Here is a 17,056-nt window from a genome sequence, read left to right as displayed (position 1 = left end):
CCGCAACCCGGCCGCGGGCGAACCGCGCCGCCGCGCCCAGAACCCGGACGTGCCCCCGCACCCGCGCCCGAATGTGCGCTACCGCGAACGCGATTCCGGCCGCATCGAACGCTGACGGGGAAACAACCCCGAATACGACTCGCGCCCCTTACCGAATCGGTAAGGGGCGCGAGTGTTTTCGCTGTCCGGAGCTCAGGCGCGGGCGGCGCGCAGTTCCCGGGGCAGCGAGAAGACCAGGGTCTCGTTGGCGGTGGTGACCGGCTGCACCTCACCGAAACCGTGCTGCGCCAGCAATTCCAGCACGCCCTCGACCAGGATCTCCGGCACCGAGGCGCCGGAGGTGACGCCGATGGTGCGCACACCCTCCAGCCAGGCCGGATCCACTTCGCGGGCGTAGTCGACCAGATGCGCGGCCCCGGCCCCGGCGGTCAGCGCGACCTCGACCAGGCGCACCGAGTTGGAGGAGTTGCGCGAGCCGACCACGATAACCAGATCGCATTCGGGCGCCATCGCCTTCACGGCGGTCTGCCGGTTGGAGGTGGCGTAGCAGATGTCGTCGCTCGGCGGATCCTGCAGATTCGGGAACTTGGCCCGCAGCCGGTGCACCGTCTCCATGGTCTCGTCCACCGAGAGCGTGGTCTGCGACAGCCAGATCACCTTGTTCTCGTCGCGGACGGTGATGTTGTCGACCGCGTCCGGCCCGTCGACCAGCTGCACGTGGTCGGGCGCCTCACCCGCGGTGCCCTCGACCTCCTCGTGCCCTTCGTGACCGATGAGCAGGATGTCGAAGTCGTCGCGCGCGAACCGCTTGGCCTCCTGGTGCACCTTGGTGACCAGCGGGCAGGTGGCGTCGATGGTGTGCAGGTTGCGTTCGGCCGCGGACTCGTGCACCGCCGGGGACACCCCGTGCGCCGAGAACACCACGACCGCGCCCTCCGGCACCTCGTCGGTTTCGTCGACGAAGATCACACCGCGGTCCCGCAGCGTTTCCACCACGTGCCGGTTGTGCACGATTTCCTTGCGCACATACAGCGGCGCACCGTGCTTTTCGAGAGCTTTCTCGACGGTCACCACCGCGCGATCGACACCGGCGCAATAGCCGCGCGGTTCGGCGAGCAGTACCCGTTTCGGGGCGTCGGCGGCACCCGACGGCGACCGGACGATTCCGACGTTCAAAGGGATAGCCGAGGACATGCCCCACAGAATACGTGTGCGGGGTGACGCGCATTCGATCGGAGGTCGCGGGCAAAATCACTTTTCGTGCGTTCTCACCTTTGCATCACAGGGCGTTTGGGGCAGGCTATGGGCATGTTCCGACCTCCGTTCCTGGCCCGGGTCGCCGCCGGGGCTGCCGTCTATGCTCTCGAGGAAACTCGTCGGCTACCGACGACCGCAATCAATTTCCCGATCACCGCGATCAGCCAGATGCTGCAAACCACCATGCACTTCCAGCAGTTCGTGACCAGCCTCGCTCTCAAAGGCGATGCCGTTTTCGACCGTTTGGTCAACCAGCCGGAAGAACAGCCCGCGTGGGCCACTTTCGATGAGGACGAAGACCTCGAGCAAACGCCGAGCTTCGGCTCGGAATCGGTACGCAAGAGCCGTTTCGACCTCTTTACACCCGAGGAATCCGCACCCGCGGAACCCGTCGCGGAGATCACCGAACCGGTGGTGACCGAATCGGCCGCCGCCGAAACCGAATCCGCGCCGGCTTCGGATCCGATCGTGGCCGCGCCCGAGCCGGTCGCCGCAGAGTCGGCCGCGCAGGAGGCCGCCGAACCTGAGGCTGCCGAAACCGAGGCCCCCGCAACGGCTTCCGTCGCTGCGACCAACGGCCACAATGGCAGCGCGCCGGCCACCCCCGAGGTGGCGTCGCGTTTCAACTACGACGAGATGACCATCGCGCAGCTGCGCGCCCGGCTGCGCCAGCTATCGGTCGAGGACCTATCCACGCTGCTGGCGTACGAGCAGGGCACGCGCGATCGCGCCCCGTTCGTCACCATGCTGACCAACCGCATCGCGACCGTTCAGGCCAAGTGAGCTGTTTCCGGCGAGCGCCGATCACCCGAGCCACCCGGCGCGGGCGGTCGGCGCACGTGTTTGAGAACAACTCTCGTAGCTCTCAGGGGCTTCGCCCCGAACCCCCTCGAGGTGCGCACGTCTCACAGAATCGGCGTTCGAGGCTTCGCCCGAACCCGTTGGATGTGGGTGAGCGCACCAGCGCACTGAGCGCCACGGGCCGCAGGTGGAGTGGGCACCACCTGCGGCCCGTTTTCGTTCCGCACGCCGCCGTGGCCACCGGGTTCTTCGTGTCGGTGGGCGTCTTGCCGTCGTAGTCGGTGGGCACTGACAGAATCGGTGCGTGACGTCCGCACAGCCCGAGCAGCCCGCACCGCCGGCCAAGGCGAGCAGTACCGCCGAGAACCCGATGCCGGTGCGCACCATCGCCGTCAAGGTGGCGCAGTGGATCGACCGGTTGGGGGCGATCTGGGTCGAGGGGCAGATCACGCAGATCAATATGCGGCCGGGTACGCGGACCGCGTTTCTCGTATTGCGCGATACCGCAGCCGATATGTCGCTTTCGGTGACGTGCGATCCGGAGCTGCTGCGCAATTCGGCGGTGCCGCTGCAAGAGGGCAGCCGGGTCGTGGTCTACGGCAAGCTCCAGTTCTTCACCGGGCGCGGCACGGTGTCCTTGCGCATCACCGAGATTCGGCCGGTGGGTATCGGCGAACTGCTCGCGCGGATCGAACGCCTGAAGGCGCTGCTGGCGGCCGAGGGGCTCTTCGATCCCCGGCTGAAGCGGCCGATTCCGTTCCTGCCCAATCGCATCGGGCTGATCACCGGGCGCGCCAGTGCGGCCGAGCACGATGTGGTGACGGTGGCGACGCAGCGCTGGCCCGCCGTGCAATTCGAGATTCGCAATACCGCCGTGCAGGGGGCGACGGCGGTGCCGCAGATCCTGGAGGCCATCGCGGCGCTGGACGCCGATCCCCGGGTGGATGTGATCGTGCTGGCGCGCGGCGGCGGCAGCGTGGAGGATCTGCTGCCGTTCTCCGACGAGACGCTGTGCCGGGCAATCGTTTCCGCGACCACGCCGATCGTCAGCGCCATCGGGCACGAGCCGGACAATCCGCTCTCGGATTATGTGGCGGACCTGCGCGCCGCCACCCCGACCGATGCCGCCAAACGCATCGTGCCCGACGCCGCGGCGGAAATGGCGCTGCTGCGCGAACTGCGCGAACGGTCCGCGGCCGCGTTGCGCGGCTGGGTGGATCGCGAATCCCGCGCGCTGGCGCAGATGCGTTCGCGCCCGGTGCTCGCCGAACCGCTGCGGCTGCTGGATCAGCGGCACGACGAGGTGGAGCGGCTGCGCACGGCCGCGCGGCGCGCCGTCGACCATCTACTCTCCGGTGAATCGACCACCACGCGGCATCTGCGTGAAAAACTCACCGCCGTCGGCCCGGCCGCCACGCTGTCCCGGGGTTATGCCGTGGTGCAACGGGTTTCGGGCAAGGACCGCCACGTCATCCGTTCCATCGAAGACGCCCCGCCCGGCACCCAGCTGCGCATCCGGGTGGCCGACGGCGCGATTTCCGCCGCCGGGCTCGGCGCCGTACCGCTGGGTTCCCGTCCCCCTCGAAAGGATTCGTAAGAATATGACCGACGCCGATCGCGCCGAGATCGCCACCTTCGGCTACGAACGCGCCCGCGACGAGCTGGTCAATGTGGTGAAGATGCTGGAGCAGGGCGGCATGGACCTCGACGATTCGCTCACCCTGTGGGAACGCGGCGAAGCCCTGGCCGCGCGCTGCGAGGAACACCTGGCGGGCGCCCGCAAGCGCGTGGAAGACGCCCTGGCCCACCGCGATCAGGAGAACTGAGCCCGACTCACGGCCACTCGTCATTCCGGCACCGCCCGCTCGCTATCCCGGAATGACGGGGGAATTACTTGTTCGGCAGCGGCTGAGCGTTGCCGACCGCGGTGGCGAGGGTCAGGAACGCACCCTTGTTGCCCGCACCCTTGATCAGCACGCGCACATTGCCGTAATCGGAGATCCAGGCGGGTTCGGTGTCGGCCTCGCCGTACACCACCCACTTGCGATCGCCGATCTGCTCGGTCCCGGTGGCGTACCGGCTGCCCACGATCTGCGCCGCCAGCTTGTCCTCGGTGGCGTCGCTCTGGGTGAGCTGCATGTACGCGCCGTGGTTGGTGATGTACCCGACCGTCGCCAGCTTCCCGCCGCCGGTCACATCGGCGCGTGAACCCGAGTTGGGCGTCCAGTCGGCGGGGACGGCGGGTTCCCGTATGGGAAACGGCAGTTCACGCGCCGCGACCGTCAGGGAATCGTGAATCTTGAATTCCGGGATCTGTCCCTGCTTCGGCCCGCCCGTCTGGAAACTGCATTGCGCGGCGATGCCCGCGATCACCAGGCAGATCAGCAGCAGCGGCAGCAACGACCAGATCAGGTCCTTGTAATCGTGCTGGGTGCGGGGCTTCTGGTACGACACGGCACCAGTATCCACGGGCCCCGACTGCGACCGAGCACACAGTCCGCCCGAAACCCGCGTGTCCCGGCATGTTTCCGGACGAACGAGACGCCCGCCGCCGGTCAGCCCGAGATCAGGCCGGTGACCTGCGCGGTGATCGGTACGAGAGTGCAATACGAGTACTTGCTCGGGCCTCCGATGCTCAATGCGACAATTTGGGCAGCTTGTAGACAACCAAGGAGGCACCGTAATGACGGCACCCACGCCCGCACCCCGCCGCGAGGCTCCGGATCGCAACCTCGCGCTGGAGCTGGTCCGGGTCACCGAGGCCGGGGCCATGGCCGCGGGCCGCTGGGTCGGCCGGGGCGACAAGGAGGGCGGCGACGGTGCGGCCGTGGACGCGATGCGGCAGCTGGTCGCGACCGTCTCGATGCGCGGCATCGTGGTGATCGGCGAGGGCGAGAAGGACGAAGCGCCTATGCTGTACAACGGTGAGCTGGTCGGCGACGGCACCGGCGCGGAGCTGGACTTCGCGGTGGATCCGATCGACGGCACCACCCTGATGTCGAAGGGTTCGCCGGGCGCCATCTCGGTGCTGGCGGTCGCCGAGCGCGGCGCCATGTTCGATCCCTCCGCCGTGTTCTACATGGAGAAGATCGCCGTCGGCCCCGAGGCCGCCGATGTCATCGATCTGGGCGCGCCGATCGCGGAGAACCTACGCCGCGTCGCCAAGGCCAAGAACTCCTCGGTCTCCGACCTGACCGTCTGCATCCTGGACCGTCCCCGCCACGCCCCGCACATGCAGGAAGTGCGTGAGGCCGGCGCCCGCATCCGCCTCATCTCCGACGGTGACGTGGCCGGCGCCATCGCGTGCGCCCGCCCGGATTCCGGCGTGGACATGCTGATCGGCATCGGCGGCACCCCCGAGGGCATCATCGCTGCGGCGGCCATGCGCTGTATGGGCGGCGCGCTGCAGGGCAAGCTGGCCCCGAAGGACGACGCCGAGCGCCAGAAGGCCATCGACGCGGGCCACGACCTGGATCGCATTCTCTCCACCGAAGACCTGGTCTCCGGTGAGGACGTCTTCTTCTGCGCCACCGGCGTCACCGACGGCGATCTGCTGCGCGGCGTCCGCTACTACGGCGGCGGCGCGTCCACCCAGTCGATCGTCATGCGCGCCAAGTCCGGCACCGTGCGCATGGTCGACGCCTACCACCGCCTGTCGAAGCTGCGCGAGTACTCCTCGGTGGACTTCGACGGCGACGAGCACGCCGCTCCCCCGATGCCCTGAGTCGCGAACGGCGCGGCGGCTATTCCCGCCGCGCCGTGTGCGGTTTCCCTCAGGCGTGGCACCCCCACCGGCCTCGGGCCGGGCATAGGGTCGATGTCATGACCGACGACACCCAGTACCGCATCGAACACGACACCATGGGCGAGGTCCGCGTTCCCGTCGACGCGTTGTGGCGGGCGCAGACCCAGCGCGCGGTGGAGAACTTCCCGATCAGCGGCCGCGGCCTGGAGCGCGCTCAGATCCGCGCGCTCGGCCTGCTGAAAGCCGCTACCGCCGTGGTGAATCGGGAGCTGGGCCTGCTGGACGCGAGCAAGGCCGACGCCATCGTCGCCGCCGCGACCGAGATCGCCGACGGCGAGCACGACGACCAGTTCCCGATCGATGTCTTCCAGACCGGTTCCGGCACCAGCTCGAATATGAACGCCAACGAGGTGATCGCGAGCATCGCGGCCCGCAACGGCGTCACCGTGCACCCCAACGACGACGTCAACATGTCGCAGTCGTCCAACGACACCTTCCCCACCGCAACGCATCTCGCGGCCACCGAGGCCGTGGTCAAGGATCTGGTGCCGGCGCTGGAGCATCTGCGGCTGGCGCTGCTGGACAAGTCCCAGGAGTGGCGGTACGTGGTGAAATCCGGCCGCACCCATCTGATGGACGCGGTGCCGGTCACGCTGGGCCAGGAATTCGGCGGCTACACAAGGCAAGTGAGCGCGGGCATCGAACGCCTGCTGGCCACCCTGCCGCGCGTCGGCGAGCTCGCCATCGGCGGCACCGCGGTCGGCACCGGGCTCAACGCGCCCGCCGGGTTCGGCGCGAAAGTCGTTGCGGAACTGGCGAAGTCGACCGGCCTGGACGCGCTGTCGGAAGCCCAGGACCACTTCGAGGCGCAGGCCGCCCGTGACGCCCTGGTCGAGCTGTCCGGCGCGCTGCGCACGGTCGCCATCAGTCTCACCAAGATTGCCAACGATATTCGCTGGATGGGTTCCGGCCCGCTCACCGGTCTCGGCGAACTCCAGCTGCCCGATTTGCAGCCCGGTTCCTCGATTATGCCCGGCAAGGTCAATCCCGTTCTCCCGGAAGCCGTTACCCAGGTGGCCGCGCAGGTCATCGGAAATGACGCGGCAATCGCCTGGGGCGGCGGCAACGGCCATTTCGAATTGAATGTCTATATTCCCGTGATGGCGCGGAATGTGCTCGAATCCATTCGCCTGCTGTCCAATGTTTCCCGATTGTTCGCCGACCGCTGCATCGTCGGCCTGGTCGCGAACGAGGAACATTTGCGGCAGCTCGCCGAATCCTCGCCTTCGATCGTCACACCGCTGAATTCGGCGATCGGCTACGAGGAGGCCGCGGCGGTGGCCAAGGAGGCGCTCAAGGAGCGCAAGACCATCCGCCAGACGGTCATCGATCGGGGTCTGATCAGCGAGAATCTCACCGAAGCCGAGCTGGATCGGCGGCTCGACGTGCTGGGCATGAGCCGGGTCGACGAGCGCAAATAAACAAACCGCCGGTCATCGAGCGACTTTCCTTTTTCGGATGGAAGTGTGAAACACACCACGCTTTGCCATCGATTAGCTGAGTATCCGCGTCCTGCGGATGCTCCACGAAAGGAAAGAAACCATGTTGATCGGACTCGCCGTTACGTTGGCCGCCCTGGGCTTTGCCGGAGTGGTCGCATTCCTGACCACCCTCGGCGTCATCATTTGAATATCGCGGTCGGTGGGTATGGCGACGTGAGTCGCCATACCCACGCCCGCCGTCAGCGTGCACCGAAAAGCTCGGGATAGTTCTTCAGGTCGATATCGTTCGCAGCATCGTCTCCGTACTTCAACATGAGACCGAATGCCCGTGAACCCAGGAACCAATTGCGGAACCGAACCCCCAGGGCCGTCTTCGGCGCGAGGAACGGGCCGGGCTGCGCCCCCTTCGCCTTCTTCGTGTAGCGCTTCATGATCTCTTCGTAGCGTTCGAACGCCACGGTGTGATCCCCTGCGGCCAAGGCCAATTCACCGGCCAGCACATACGCGCCGACCACCGCCAGCCCGGTGCCGAAACCGGCGAGGGTGTGCCCGTAGGCCGAATCCCCCACCAGCGCAACGCGTCCCTTGACGAAGGTCTTCATGCTGACCTTGCTGATCGAGTCGAGGTAGAAGCCGCCGAGCTGCGGCAGCGCGGCCAGCATCTCGGGCACCCGCCCGCCCATGCCGTCGAACACCCGCGCCACGATCCCGCGCTGCTCGTCGACATCGTCCCGGGAGTAATCGAGTTCCTTCGAGGCGAACATGTACAGTTGCGCCGCCTTGGACCCGCCGTCCACCGCCAGCCGCCCCGGCGCGTGCCAGGCCAGGGACCGGGCGCGCTCCCGCTCTCCCGTGGCGTCGTTCAGCCAATGCGATTGCCCGGCAATGCAGTAGTAGTAGCCCTCGTGGGCGACGAAGTCCGCTTCGGGTCCGAAGGCCAGCTTGCGGACCCGCGAGTGGATCCCGTCGCAGCCGAAGACCAGGTCGAAGGTGCGGGCGGGCGCGTGCTCGAATTCCACGTGCACGCCGTCGGCGGTCTCGGTGAGCGCGGTGACGGTGTCGCCGAAGAGGTATTCGCAGGCTTCGGCGGTGCGCTTGTACATGACCTCGGCCAGGTCGCCGCGCAGGATCTCGATATCGCCGCCGGTGAAGTCGCCGGAGATGACCGCCTTTTCCCGGCCCGCCTCGTCGACCAGCACCATGTCGGTCTTGCCGGTCTGCCGGTCCAGCAGGTCCCGCACGATGCCCATGCGCTCGATGACCGTCATATGCGTCTGCCCCTTGAAGTCGATGGCCTGGCCGCCTTCCCGCAGCGCGGGGGCCTTCTCCACGACGGTGACGTCGAAGCCGTACCGGTGCAGCCAGTAGGCGAGGGCGGGGCCGGCGACGCTGGCGCCGGAGATGAGAACGGTGGTGTTGCGCATGTCGTGCTCCCTGTTCGAGAAACTGTGTCCGTCGGACGCTGTTGTTGATTAGCGTACGATGGACGCAGTTAGCCGTCAAGCGGTGCATGCGGAAGGATGACGTTCATGGCCGGACCCACCACCCTCGAATTGCTCTGGGGCCTTCGGGAAGATCGCCCCAAGCGCGGGCCGAAACCCTCGCTGACCCTGGCTCGAATCGTCGCCGAGGCGATCGCGCTGGCGGACTCCGAAGGATTGGCCAATCTCTCCATGGCACGGCTGGCCGAGCGGCTGGGCTGCGCGAAGATGGCGCTGTACCGGTATGTCCCGGGCCGCACCGAACTCCTCGCGCTGATGGCCGAAGTCGCGCTCGGGCCCGCGCCCGAGGTCCCGGCCGGCTGGGCGGACACCCCGGACGGCTGGCGCGATTACCTGCGTGAATGGACCGAAACCGTCTTCCGGCGCTATTACGCCCACCCGTGGGGGCTCGAGGTCGCGACCGGGGTGCGCCCGTCCGGCCCCAATGAATTGAGCTGGCCGGAAACGGCTCTCACCGTGCTGAAGGACAAGGGGCTGACCGCCTCGGAGCAATTGGACGCCGTGGTGCTGCTGCTCGGTCACGCCCGCAGCCTGGTGCAGCAGGTCGCCGTACCCACGGACACGACCGAGGGCGTGGAGGAGCTGCTCGCCAAGGAGATCGCGGGCGTGCTCGCGGTGCACGGCGACCGCTATCCGCACCTGACCGCGATCATGGCCGAACAGGCCGCGCAGCCGCCCGCCGAGAACGGGCGCGACGACGCGCTGCGCTTCGGCATCGACCGGATTCTGGACGGTCTCGGCGTGCTCATGGCGGCGCGAAAGTAGGCCGGGCGGCGCGGAATCGGCCTACGCTCGGCTCATGTCCGACATACCGGAGTTGCAGCAGGACGCCGTCACTACGGTCCGCGAGTTCTTCGCCGCCCTGGAGATGAAGATCATCGACGAAGCCCTGGACCTGGCCGACCCGGGCCTGGTCTGGAAGAACACCTCACTGCCGGATGTGCGCGGCCTGGACCGGGTGCGCTGGGTTCTGAAGCAACTACAGAACCCGCGCTTCGGTTTCCGGGTCGATATCCATCACATCGCGGCCGACGGCGAAAACGTCGTACTCACCGAACGAACCGACTACCTGCGCTTCGGCCCGGTCGAGATCGCCTTCTGGGTGTGCGGGACGTTCGAGCTGAAAGACGGCCGAATCGTGCTCTGGCACGACCACTTTTCGTGGGAGAACTTCCTGCGGGGCAGCGTGCTCGGCGTGTTCCGGGCGATTCGCCCGCGGTGAGCGAACAGCACGCCCTTCGGGCGTGAAGAGAGTGGGGGTTTGGGGGCATGCCCCCAAACCCCCTATGTGCAAGGGGCGCTCGGGCGCGGAACAGGGCCGCGCACCGAAGCCCCCGAGCGCATCAGCGGTTCAGAAGAAACGGCCGGCACAGAACGCGCCGCACGCCGAAGCCCCGGGCGCGTCAGCGGCGCAGGTGCGCGAGTTCGGCGCGGGCCTTCTCGCCTTCCTCGCCGAAGTCGGTGCGGGTGAAGATGTTCCAGCGCTCGAGTAGCGGGGCGAAGACCAGTTCGCCTTCGCGTGCTCGGTCGTAGATGCCGGCCTCGGCCAGCACCTCGTCGCTGGTGCGACCGTCCGCCAGCTGCACCACCGGGACGTGGAAGGCCGCCACCTGATCCGCGATGGCGCGCACGGTCTGGTCCGGGGTCAGGTCCAGCGCCGCCGCGATCAGGTTGCCGAAGAACTCGGCCTGCAGTTCGTCGTCCACCGCGATGCGCTCGGAAATCATGGTGACGATGGGGTTTTCGCCCAGCGCCGCGGTATTGCGATGCCGCACCGCCGCCGCGGCTTCCTCGAAGGCCGCGGCCGCGAGCACGTCGAGCAGGTGCAGCGCGGGCCGCCGGAAACCGGCGGTCATGTGCGCCATGCGCATGCGCTCGAGTTCGATGGGGTCGACCGCGCGGGTCACCATCAGGTAGTTGCGGATCAGGATCTCGTGCCGGTTCTCCTCGGCGGTCCAGCGCCCGACCCAGCGCCACCACGGCCCGGTGCGCAGATACTTGCCGATCTCGCGGTGGTAGGACGGCAGATTGTCGGCAATCAGCACGCTCACGGTCAGCGCCAGCTTGGCGGTGTCGCCGAGCTCGGATTGCGCGGGGTCCCAGTCGGTCCCGCCCAGGAAGGCGAAGTTGCGGCCATCGGCCCAGGGCACGTAGTCGTGCGGCTGCCATTCGGCGGCCACCTCGATATGCCGGGTCAGGTTGGATTCCACCGCTGCCGCGAGCGTCTCGAGCAGCTCACGGTCGGCCAAAACGTTCTGCACCAGCACAACCTAGCGGCTCCGCGGCAAACATGGGGATCTTCGCCGGGTATTTGTGACGGCTATGAACAGCGAAACGGCGGGATCGTGATCGATCCCGCCGTTTCGCGACCCGGTGCTCAGTTGGTGGTGACGGTGGTCTGGTTGTCCACCCAGGTGATGGTGCCGCCGGTGAAGGTGCTCTGCTTGCCGCCCGCGATATCGGTCTCGTCGCTGGTCGGGTAGCCGAGTTTGCCGCCGGGGCCGCCGTTTTCGTCGTACGCCTTGCGGATCTCGCCCCACACCACATGGGCCGGTCCGCCCGGGGCCACATAGATCGCGCCGCCGGTGAATTCCTGCAGCACGCCGCCGCCCGCGGCTTCCTGCTGCGCCCCGGTCGGCTCGCCGAGCGGTCCGGTGGCGCCGCCGGCCGCGGTGTACTTGGCGAGAACGTCTCCGCTGACCGCGATTTCGCCGCCGTTGCGGGTGGCGATCTTGGTTTCGGTGGCGCCGCTGTGCTCACCGTGTTCGGCGGCCGTGGTGGTGGTGGTGGTGGTGGCGGTGGTGGTCGAGCCGGAGCTCGTGTCCTTCTTGTCGTCCTTGTCGCACCCCGCGGCGAATGCGGTGACGACCGCGAGCGCCGCGACAATGCCAGCCGTGCGTCGAGCGAAGTGGTGCATTTCCATCCTCTCGAGATTTCAGGCCGACGCTCGGCAATCTTCAAGCAATCCAGACATGGACTATCGAAAAGATCGACGAGCAGGTATTTCGCGGAATATACCCGGCATCTCGGGAGGTGAAACGTATTCCCGAAGGTTGCCCGATCGGGCGGCGCGTGCCGCCCGATCGGGATCGCCTCAACGCTTACGCGTTGGGCCCGTACTCCTCCAGCATCTCGGTGACCAGCGCCGCGATCGGCGACCGCTCACTACGGGTCAGGGTGACATGCGCGAACAGCGGATGCCCCTTGAGCTTCTCGATCACCGCGGCCACACCGTCGTGCCGCCCGACGCGCAGATTGTCGCGCTGGGCCACATCGTGGGTGAGCACCACCCGGGAACCGCTGCCCAGCCGCGAGAGCACGGTGAGCAGCACATTGCGTTCCAGCGACTGCGCCTCGTCCACGATCACGAAGGAATCGTGCAGCGAACGACCGCGAATATGGGTGAGCGGCAGCACTTCCAGCATGCCGCGCGCCTGGACCTCCTCCATCACCTCCGGGCTGGCCAGCCCTTCCAGGGTGTCGAAGACGGCCTGCGCCCACGGCCCCATCTTGTCGGCCTCGCTGCCGGGCAGGTAGCCCAGCTCCTGGCCGCCGACCGCGTACAGCGGACGGAACACCACCACCTTGCGATGGGTCCGGCGCTCCAGCACGGCTTCCAGGCCGGCGGTCAAGGCCAGCGCGGATTTGCCGGTACCGGCGCGCCCGCCCAGCGACACGATGCCCACGCTCTCGTCGAGCAGCAGATCCAGTGCGATGCGCTGTTCGGCGGACCGGCCGTGCAGCCCGAACGCCTCCCGATCGCCGCGCACCAGCTGCAGCCGCTTGTCCGGGCTGACCCGGGCCAGCGCGCTGCCGCGCGCGCTGAGCAGCCGAACCCCGGTGTGGCAGGGCAGTTCTCGCGCTTCGTCGAGATCGATGACGGACTCGGCGTAGAGCTTGTCCACCAGTTCGGAGCCCACTTCGAGCTCCACCATGCCGGTCCACCCGGAGGTGACGACATCCTGGGCGTGATACTCGTCGGCTTGCAGGCCGACCGCACTCGCTTTCACTCGCAGCGGAATGTCCTTGGATACCAGCACCACCCGCTTGCCCTCGGCCGCGAAGTTGAGCGCGCAGGCGAGAATGCGGGAATCGTTTGTGTCGGTGCGGAATCCGACGGGCAGCACATTCGGATCCGTGTGGTTCAGCTCCACCTGGAGCGTGCCACCGGCGGTGCCGACCGGCACCTGCTGATCGAGCCGACCGTGCGCCAGACGAAGATCGTCCAGCATGCGCAGCGCCTCCCGGGCGAACCAGCCCAGTTCGTGGTGGTGGCGTTTGGCCTCGAGTTCACTGATCACCACCAGCGGCAGCACCACGTGGTGCTCGCCGAAGCGGGTCAATGCCCAAGGATCAGACAGCAACACCGACGTATCCACGACGAAGGTTTTCTGTCCGGAATCGGACGACTGCGAGGCGCGATCTCCCTGCCCTTTGGTGCCGGCGCCTCGATCGGCGGCGGCAACGCTGGTGGGAGCGTTAGCGGAGCGTGCATCAGTCACGGTGGGCTCCTTTGCCACTCGCGCGACACCGCGCGAGCGTTCTCGCTGGGCCGGTCAGCTCTGGGGTCGTACGACCCGAGGGCCAGGTGCCGGCCCTCTCGCACTGAGTTGCTCAGACACGATCAGGACCTCCCGTACGAGCCACACCTACGCGGCTCGCACCACCGACGCTACCGCCGTTTCGCATTTCCGGCCCGCCGGTTTTCAGGCGTGTTGGTGAAGATCCCGTTAACGCGCGTCCGCTGTGGGTGTTTCGCCCAATTCGGCGAGGAGTACCGGAACATGGCTGTGCTCGGGGTCCTTGGTTGCCGTGATCAGGGTCAACGGTCCCGCGGCGGCCTGTTCGCGCAGGCGGGCCAGGCCCTCCCGGGCGTCGTCGGCGGCGAGTTCGGATCGATACTTCCGTTCGAACTCGGCTCGGCGTGTCTGCGGATCGGCGTGGTACCACTTCCGCAGCTCGCCGGAAGGCGTTACCGCCTTGGCCCATTCATCGATATGTGCCGTTTCTTTGCTGACCGCGCAGCCGCTGGGTCATGCCCTCCATTACAGTCGATGGCATGGCCGAAACTCAGGATCTCGAGACGCTGTCCACCAAGGAATTGCACGACCGGGCCGTGAAGCTGGCGGTTCGCCGGGGTGACGTCAAATTCCTGTGGGAGCTGCTGAAGTCCATTCCCGCCGCCGAGGCCGCCGCCGGTGACATCGGCGAGAGCGAAGCCGACATCAAGTACGTACTGCCCATGTTGGACGATTACGCGCACGCCGGCGAAGGTGAGATCGGCGAGGTCCTGCGGCCCATGTACGTGGACTACCTGGCCAAACACGCCTGAGCTCAGAGCTCGCGCAGGCCGATCAGCACGGCCCGCACGAAGGGCAGGAACCCCTGCGGTCCCGACCCGAAATCCTTCATATGCACCGTGGTGGAGTCGCTGGACTCGAACACCTCGCGCACGATGCTGAGACGTAGCTCGAGATCCAGCCCCGCCCCCATGATGACGTGATCGATTCGCGTCTGCGCGAACACCTTCCGCAGATCCTCGAGACTCGTCCCCGAGTAGATCTCGACTTCCGGCAACTCCAGCTGAGCGTGGGCGTCATCCACCACGATCGCCGTCCGGCCGAGCAGCAGCACATTCGTCGACATGGCCACCTCCGATCCCCTTGCAGCATAGGCGTTCCAGCCCGTTCGGGCCGGTCGTAGCGATGCGGAATACCACGGCCGGGCCGCTTGTTGGTTGACTTGTCATCTAAATTTCCGGGCCATCCGGGCCGGGCGAGAGGAGCAGGTATGACCACACCCGTCACGGTGGCGCGGCATGTCGATCGCGTCCGGACCAAGGCCATGGGCGGGCCGACCGAGCAGGTCGACAAGAACGCGCTGATCATCGCGCCCGACGACGTCCGCAAGACCGATCCCTTCCTGTTGATGGCGGAGGACTGGTTCTCCGAACCCGGCTTCGAATGGCATCCGCATCGCGGGATCGAGACCGTGACCGTGGTGCTGGACGGGGTCCTGGAACACGGGGACAGTCTCGGGCACGCGGGAGCGCTGGAACCCGGGGACATTCAGTGGATGACGGCCGGCAGCGGGATCATCCACCGCGAACTGGCTTTCCGGAACGAGCACGCGCACACCTTGCAGCTGTGGCTGAACCTGCCGACCGACAAGCGGATGGTGCAGACGCGGTATCAGGATGTGCGGCAGGAGAATCAGGCGAAGATCGAAGCGCCGGGTGTGCTGGTGCGCGTCGTGTCCGGCGCCGCCGGGGAGGTCTCCGGGCCGGCCGAGAACCATTGGCCCATCACGGGTCTCATGGTGACGCTGGAGCCCGGCAGCACGTATGCGCCGGTCCTGGCACCGGAGGATCGCGCCTTCGCCTATGTCATCGAGGGCAAGGCCACCATCGCCGGGCAGCCGGTGGCGGCCGGTCAGGTGGCGTGGTCGGATCCGATGAACGTCACCGAACCCACCAGCCTGGAGCTGACCGGCGCGGACCCGGAGCAGCGCACGACGGTAATGGTGTTCTCCGGCAAGCCGATTCGCGAATCGATCGTGTTCGGCGGACCGTTCGTGATGAGCACCCGGGCCGAGGTCGAACAGGCCTACGTCGATTTCCGGCGCGGCAAGTTCGGTCCCATCCCCCGCCTCGCGCGACTGTAACCGCTCGGGCGAAAGGCCGCGTTACCCTGTCCACAGCAGCGAGCCCGCCGCGATCACCGATCGCGGCGGGCTCCATTGCTATCCAAGGACTCTCGGCGCTCAGCCGAGCAGACGCCAGTCCTCCAGGCCCTCGTACAACGGGAACGACTGCGCGAGCTTGGAAACCCGCTGCCGCAGCGAATCCAGATCGGCGGAACCGGTCAGCGCGGCCGCGATGATCTCGGCGACCTCGGTGAACTCGGTGTCGCCGAAGCCGCGGGTGGCCAGCGCCGGGGTGCCGATGCGCAGACCCGAGGTGACCATCGGCGGACGCGGGTCGAACGGAACCGCGTTGCGGTTCACGGTGATTCCGATCTCGTGCAGCAGATCCTCGCCCTGCTGGCCATCGAGCTGCGAGTTGCGCAGGTCGACCAGCACCAGGTGCACATCGGTGCCGCCGGTGAGGACGGTGATGCCCTTGTCCTTGGCGTCGGCGGCGGTCAGGCGCTCGGCGATGATCTTGGCGCCGGACAGGGTGCGCTCCTGGCGCTCCTTGAACTCGGCCGAACCGGCGATCTTGAACGACACGGCCTTGGCGGCGATGGCGTGCATGAGCGGACCGCCCTGCTGACCCGGGAACACGGCCGAGTTCAGCTTCTTGGCGAACTCCTCCTTGGCCAGGATCAGACCGGAGCGCGGACCGCCGAGGGTCTTGTGCACGGTGGAGGACACCACGTGGGCGTGCGGCACCGGCGACGGGTGCAGCCCGGCGGCGACCAGACCGGCGAAGTGCGCCATATCGACCCACAGGTACGCGCCGACCTCGTCGGCGATCTCGCGGAAGGCCGCGAAATCCAGGTGCCGCGGGTAGGCGGACCAGCCGGCCACGATCACCTTCGGGCGGGTCTCCTTGGCGAGCTTGCGCACCTCGTCCATATCGACGCGATGGTCTTCCTTGGACACGCCGTAGGCGTGCACCTCGTACAGCTTGCCCGAGAAGTTCAGGCGCATGCCGTGGGTGAGGTGGCCGCCGTGCGCGAGGTCCAGGCCGAGCAGCTTCTCGCCGGGGGTCATGAGCGCGTGCAGCACGGCCGCGTTGGCCTGCGCACCCGAATGCGGCTGCACATTGGCGTACTCCGCGCCGAACAGCTCGGTCACGCGGGCGCGGGCGAGATCCTCGACGATGTCGACGTTCTCGCAGCCGCCGTAGTAGCGGCGGCCCGGGTAGCCCTCGGCGTACTTGTTGGTGAGCACGCTGCCCTGCGCCTGGAGTACCGCGCGCGGCACGAAGTTCTCCGAGGCGATCATCTCGAGGGTGTCGCGCTGGCGAGCGAGCTCCCCGCCCATCGCGGCAGCGACCTCGGGATCGAGCTCGTTGAGGGACTGGGAATTCACAGAGTTCGTCGGCGTCACGCGGCCGAGTCTATTGTCCGTCGCCGGAGTGTCGGCCAGAGGGTTCATCGTGTCGTCTTGCATCGCAACCTCCGTCATCCGGGTATGCCCCAGGGCTGGTTGTCCAGTACCCAGGCGCGCGGTGCGGGACATCGGTGCTTCCCGGTGGTTGCTTCCACCTCGAGTGCGCCAGTCGCGATGCCGCCCATCCTATC

General features: G+C 67.4%; 17 protein-coding genes, 1 pseudogene and 1 riboswitch. Of the genes and pseudogenes, 9 read left to right on the top strand and 9 right to left on the bottom strand.

Annotated elements, in window-relative coordinates; translation table 11 throughout:
* Positions 1-192: 192 nt before the first annotated feature.
* Positions 193-1,194, bottom strand: coding sequence for a 4-hydroxy-3-methylbut-2-enyl diphosphate reductase (locus tag NY1_RS10545; protein WP_067710698.1), 1,002 nt, complete (start codon positions 1,192-1,194; stop codon positions 193-195).
* Between the two features lie 114 nt (positions 1,195-1,308).
* Here NY1_RS10545 and NY1_RS10540 point away from each other — a divergent pair, with 114 nt between their 5' ends.
* The 3 genes from NY1_RS10540 (at position 1,309) to NY1_RS10530 (ending at position 3,884) form a co-directional block, all read left to right on the top strand.
* Entirely contained in the window at positions 1,309-2,040 is a 732-nt protein-coding gene (locus tag NY1_RS10540; RefSeq protein WP_067710763.1) for a lipid droplet-associated protein, read from the top strand.
* Positions 2,041-2,362: 322 nt separating this feature from the next.
* Positions 2,363-3,655, top strand: coding sequence for an exodeoxyribonuclease VII large subunit (gene xseA, locus NY1_RS10535; protein ID WP_067710697.1), 1,293 nt, complete (start codon positions 2,363-2,365; stop codon positions 3,653-3,655).
* A gap of 4 nt (positions 3,656-3,659) precedes the next feature.
* The gene (locus NY1_RS10530) at positions 3,660-3,884 is read left to right on the top strand and encodes an exodeoxyribonuclease VII small subunit (protein ID WP_067710696.1); all 225 of its coding nucleotides are present in this window, start codon (positions 3,660-3,662) and stop codon (positions 3,882-3,884) included.
* 64 nt (positions 3,885-3,948) lie between these two features.
* On the opposite strand, the gene NY1_RS43625 is transcribed toward NY1_RS10530, so the two are convergent.
* Complete coding sequence (locus NY1_RS43625; RefSeq protein WP_067710695.1) at positions 3,949-4,512, bottom strand: DUF4245 domain-containing protein; 564 nt, start codon at positions 4,510-4,512, stop codon at positions 3,949-3,951.
* Between the two features lie 229 nt (positions 4,513-4,741).
* On the opposite strand from NY1_RS43625, the gene glpX reads away from it, so the two are divergent.
* Complete coding sequence (glpX, locus tag NY1_RS10520; RefSeq protein WP_067710694.1) at positions 4,742-5,782, top strand: class II fructose-bisphosphatase; 1,041 nt, start codon at positions 4,742-4,744, stop codon at positions 5,780-5,782.
* Between the two features lie 98 nt (positions 5,783-5,880).
* On the top strand, positions 5,881-7,284 hold the full coding sequence (locus NY1_RS10515) for a class II fumarate hydratase (RefSeq protein ID WP_067710693.1): 1,404 nt from the start codon (positions 5,881-5,883) through the stop codon (positions 7,282-7,284).
* A gap of 260 nt (positions 7,285-7,544) precedes the next feature.
* Here NY1_RS10515 and NY1_RS10510 read toward each other — a convergent pair whose 3' ends face one another.
* Complete coding sequence (locus NY1_RS10510) at positions 7,545-8,729, bottom strand: FAD-dependent monooxygenase (RefSeq protein WP_067710692.1); 1,185 nt, start codon at positions 8,727-8,729, stop codon at positions 7,545-7,547.
* Positions 8,730-8,834: 105 nt separating this feature from the next.
* Between NY1_RS10510 and NY1_RS10505 the strand changes: the two genes are divergently transcribed.
* Entirely contained in the window at positions 8,835-9,572 is a 738-nt protein-coding gene (locus NY1_RS10505; RefSeq protein WP_067710762.1) for a TetR/AcrR family transcriptional regulator, read from the top strand.
* Positions 9,573-9,606: 34 nt separating this feature from the next.
* Positions 9,607-10,029, top strand: a complete 423-nt coding sequence (locus tag NY1_RS10500; protein WP_067710691.1) for a limonene-1,2-epoxide hydrolase family protein — start codon at positions 9,607-9,609, stop codon at positions 10,027-10,029.
* A gap of 181 nt (positions 10,030-10,210) precedes the next feature.
* Here NY1_RS10500 and NY1_RS10495 read toward each other — a convergent pair whose 3' ends face one another.
* The 4 genes and pseudogenes from NY1_RS10495 to NY1_RS45375 form a co-directional block, all read right to left on the bottom strand.
* On the bottom strand, positions 10,211-11,068 hold the full coding sequence (locus tag NY1_RS10495; RefSeq protein ID WP_067710761.1) for an acyl-ACP desaturase: 858 nt from the start codon (positions 11,066-11,068) through the stop codon (positions 10,211-10,213).
* A gap of 116 nt (positions 11,069-11,184) precedes the next feature.
* Complete coding sequence (locus tag NY1_RS10490; protein ID WP_067710760.1) at positions 11,185-11,724, bottom strand: LGFP repeat-containing protein; 540 nt, start codon at positions 11,722-11,724, stop codon at positions 11,185-11,187.
* A gap of 184 nt (positions 11,725-11,908) precedes the next feature.
* Positions 11,909-13,309, bottom strand: coding sequence for an RNA 5'-3' helicase PhoH2 (gene phoH2, locus NY1_RS10485; protein WP_084534843.1), 1,401 nt, complete (start codon positions 13,307-13,309; stop codon positions 11,909-11,911).
* A 228-nt stretch (positions 13,310-13,537) separates the two neighbouring features.
* Positions 13,538-13,816: pseudogene (locus NY1_RS45375) on the bottom strand (DUF488 domain-containing protein); the annotation flags it as partial.
* 50 nt (positions 13,817-13,866) lie between these two features.
* On the opposite strand from NY1_RS45375, the gene NY1_RS10480 reads away from it, so the two are divergent.
* Complete coding sequence (locus NY1_RS10480) at positions 13,867-14,139, top strand: hypothetical protein (RefSeq protein ID WP_067710689.1); 273 nt, start codon at positions 13,867-13,869, stop codon at positions 14,137-14,139.
* A gap of 2 nt (positions 14,140-14,141) precedes the next feature.
* Here the strand turns inward: NY1_RS10480 and NY1_RS10475 are convergent, their stop codons facing one another.
* Entirely contained in the window at positions 14,142-14,453 is a 312-nt protein-coding gene (locus NY1_RS10475) for a hypothetical protein (RefSeq protein ID WP_157762142.1), read from the bottom strand.
* Positions 14,454-14,597: 144 nt separating this feature from the next.
* On the opposite strand from NY1_RS10475, the gene NY1_RS10470 reads away from it, so the two are divergent.
* Positions 14,598-15,470, top strand: coding sequence for a pirin family protein (locus tag NY1_RS10470; protein WP_067710687.1), 873 nt, complete (start codon positions 14,598-14,600; stop codon positions 15,468-15,470).
* 99 nt (positions 15,471-15,569) lie between these two features.
* On the opposite strand, the gene glyA is transcribed toward NY1_RS10470, so the two are convergent.
* Entirely contained in the window at positions 15,570-16,862 is a 1,293-nt protein-coding gene (gene glyA / locus NY1_RS10465; RefSeq protein WP_267888404.1) for a serine hydroxymethyltransferase, read from the bottom strand.
* A 101-nt stretch (positions 16,863-16,963) separates the two neighbouring features.
* Positions 16,964-17,048, bottom strand: a riboswitch (ZMP/ZTP riboswitch).
* Positions 17,049-17,056: the final 8 nt, after the last annotated feature.

The organism is Nocardia yamanashiensis NBRC 100130, from assembly GCF_001613325.1.
Taxonomy (GTDB): domain Bacteria; phylum Actinomycetota; class Actinomycetes; order Mycobacteriales; family Mycobacteriaceae; genus Nocardia; species Nocardia yamanashiensis.
Note: the sequence above shows the minus strand (reverse complement) of the source record. Positions and strands in the feature narration are given on the sequence as shown.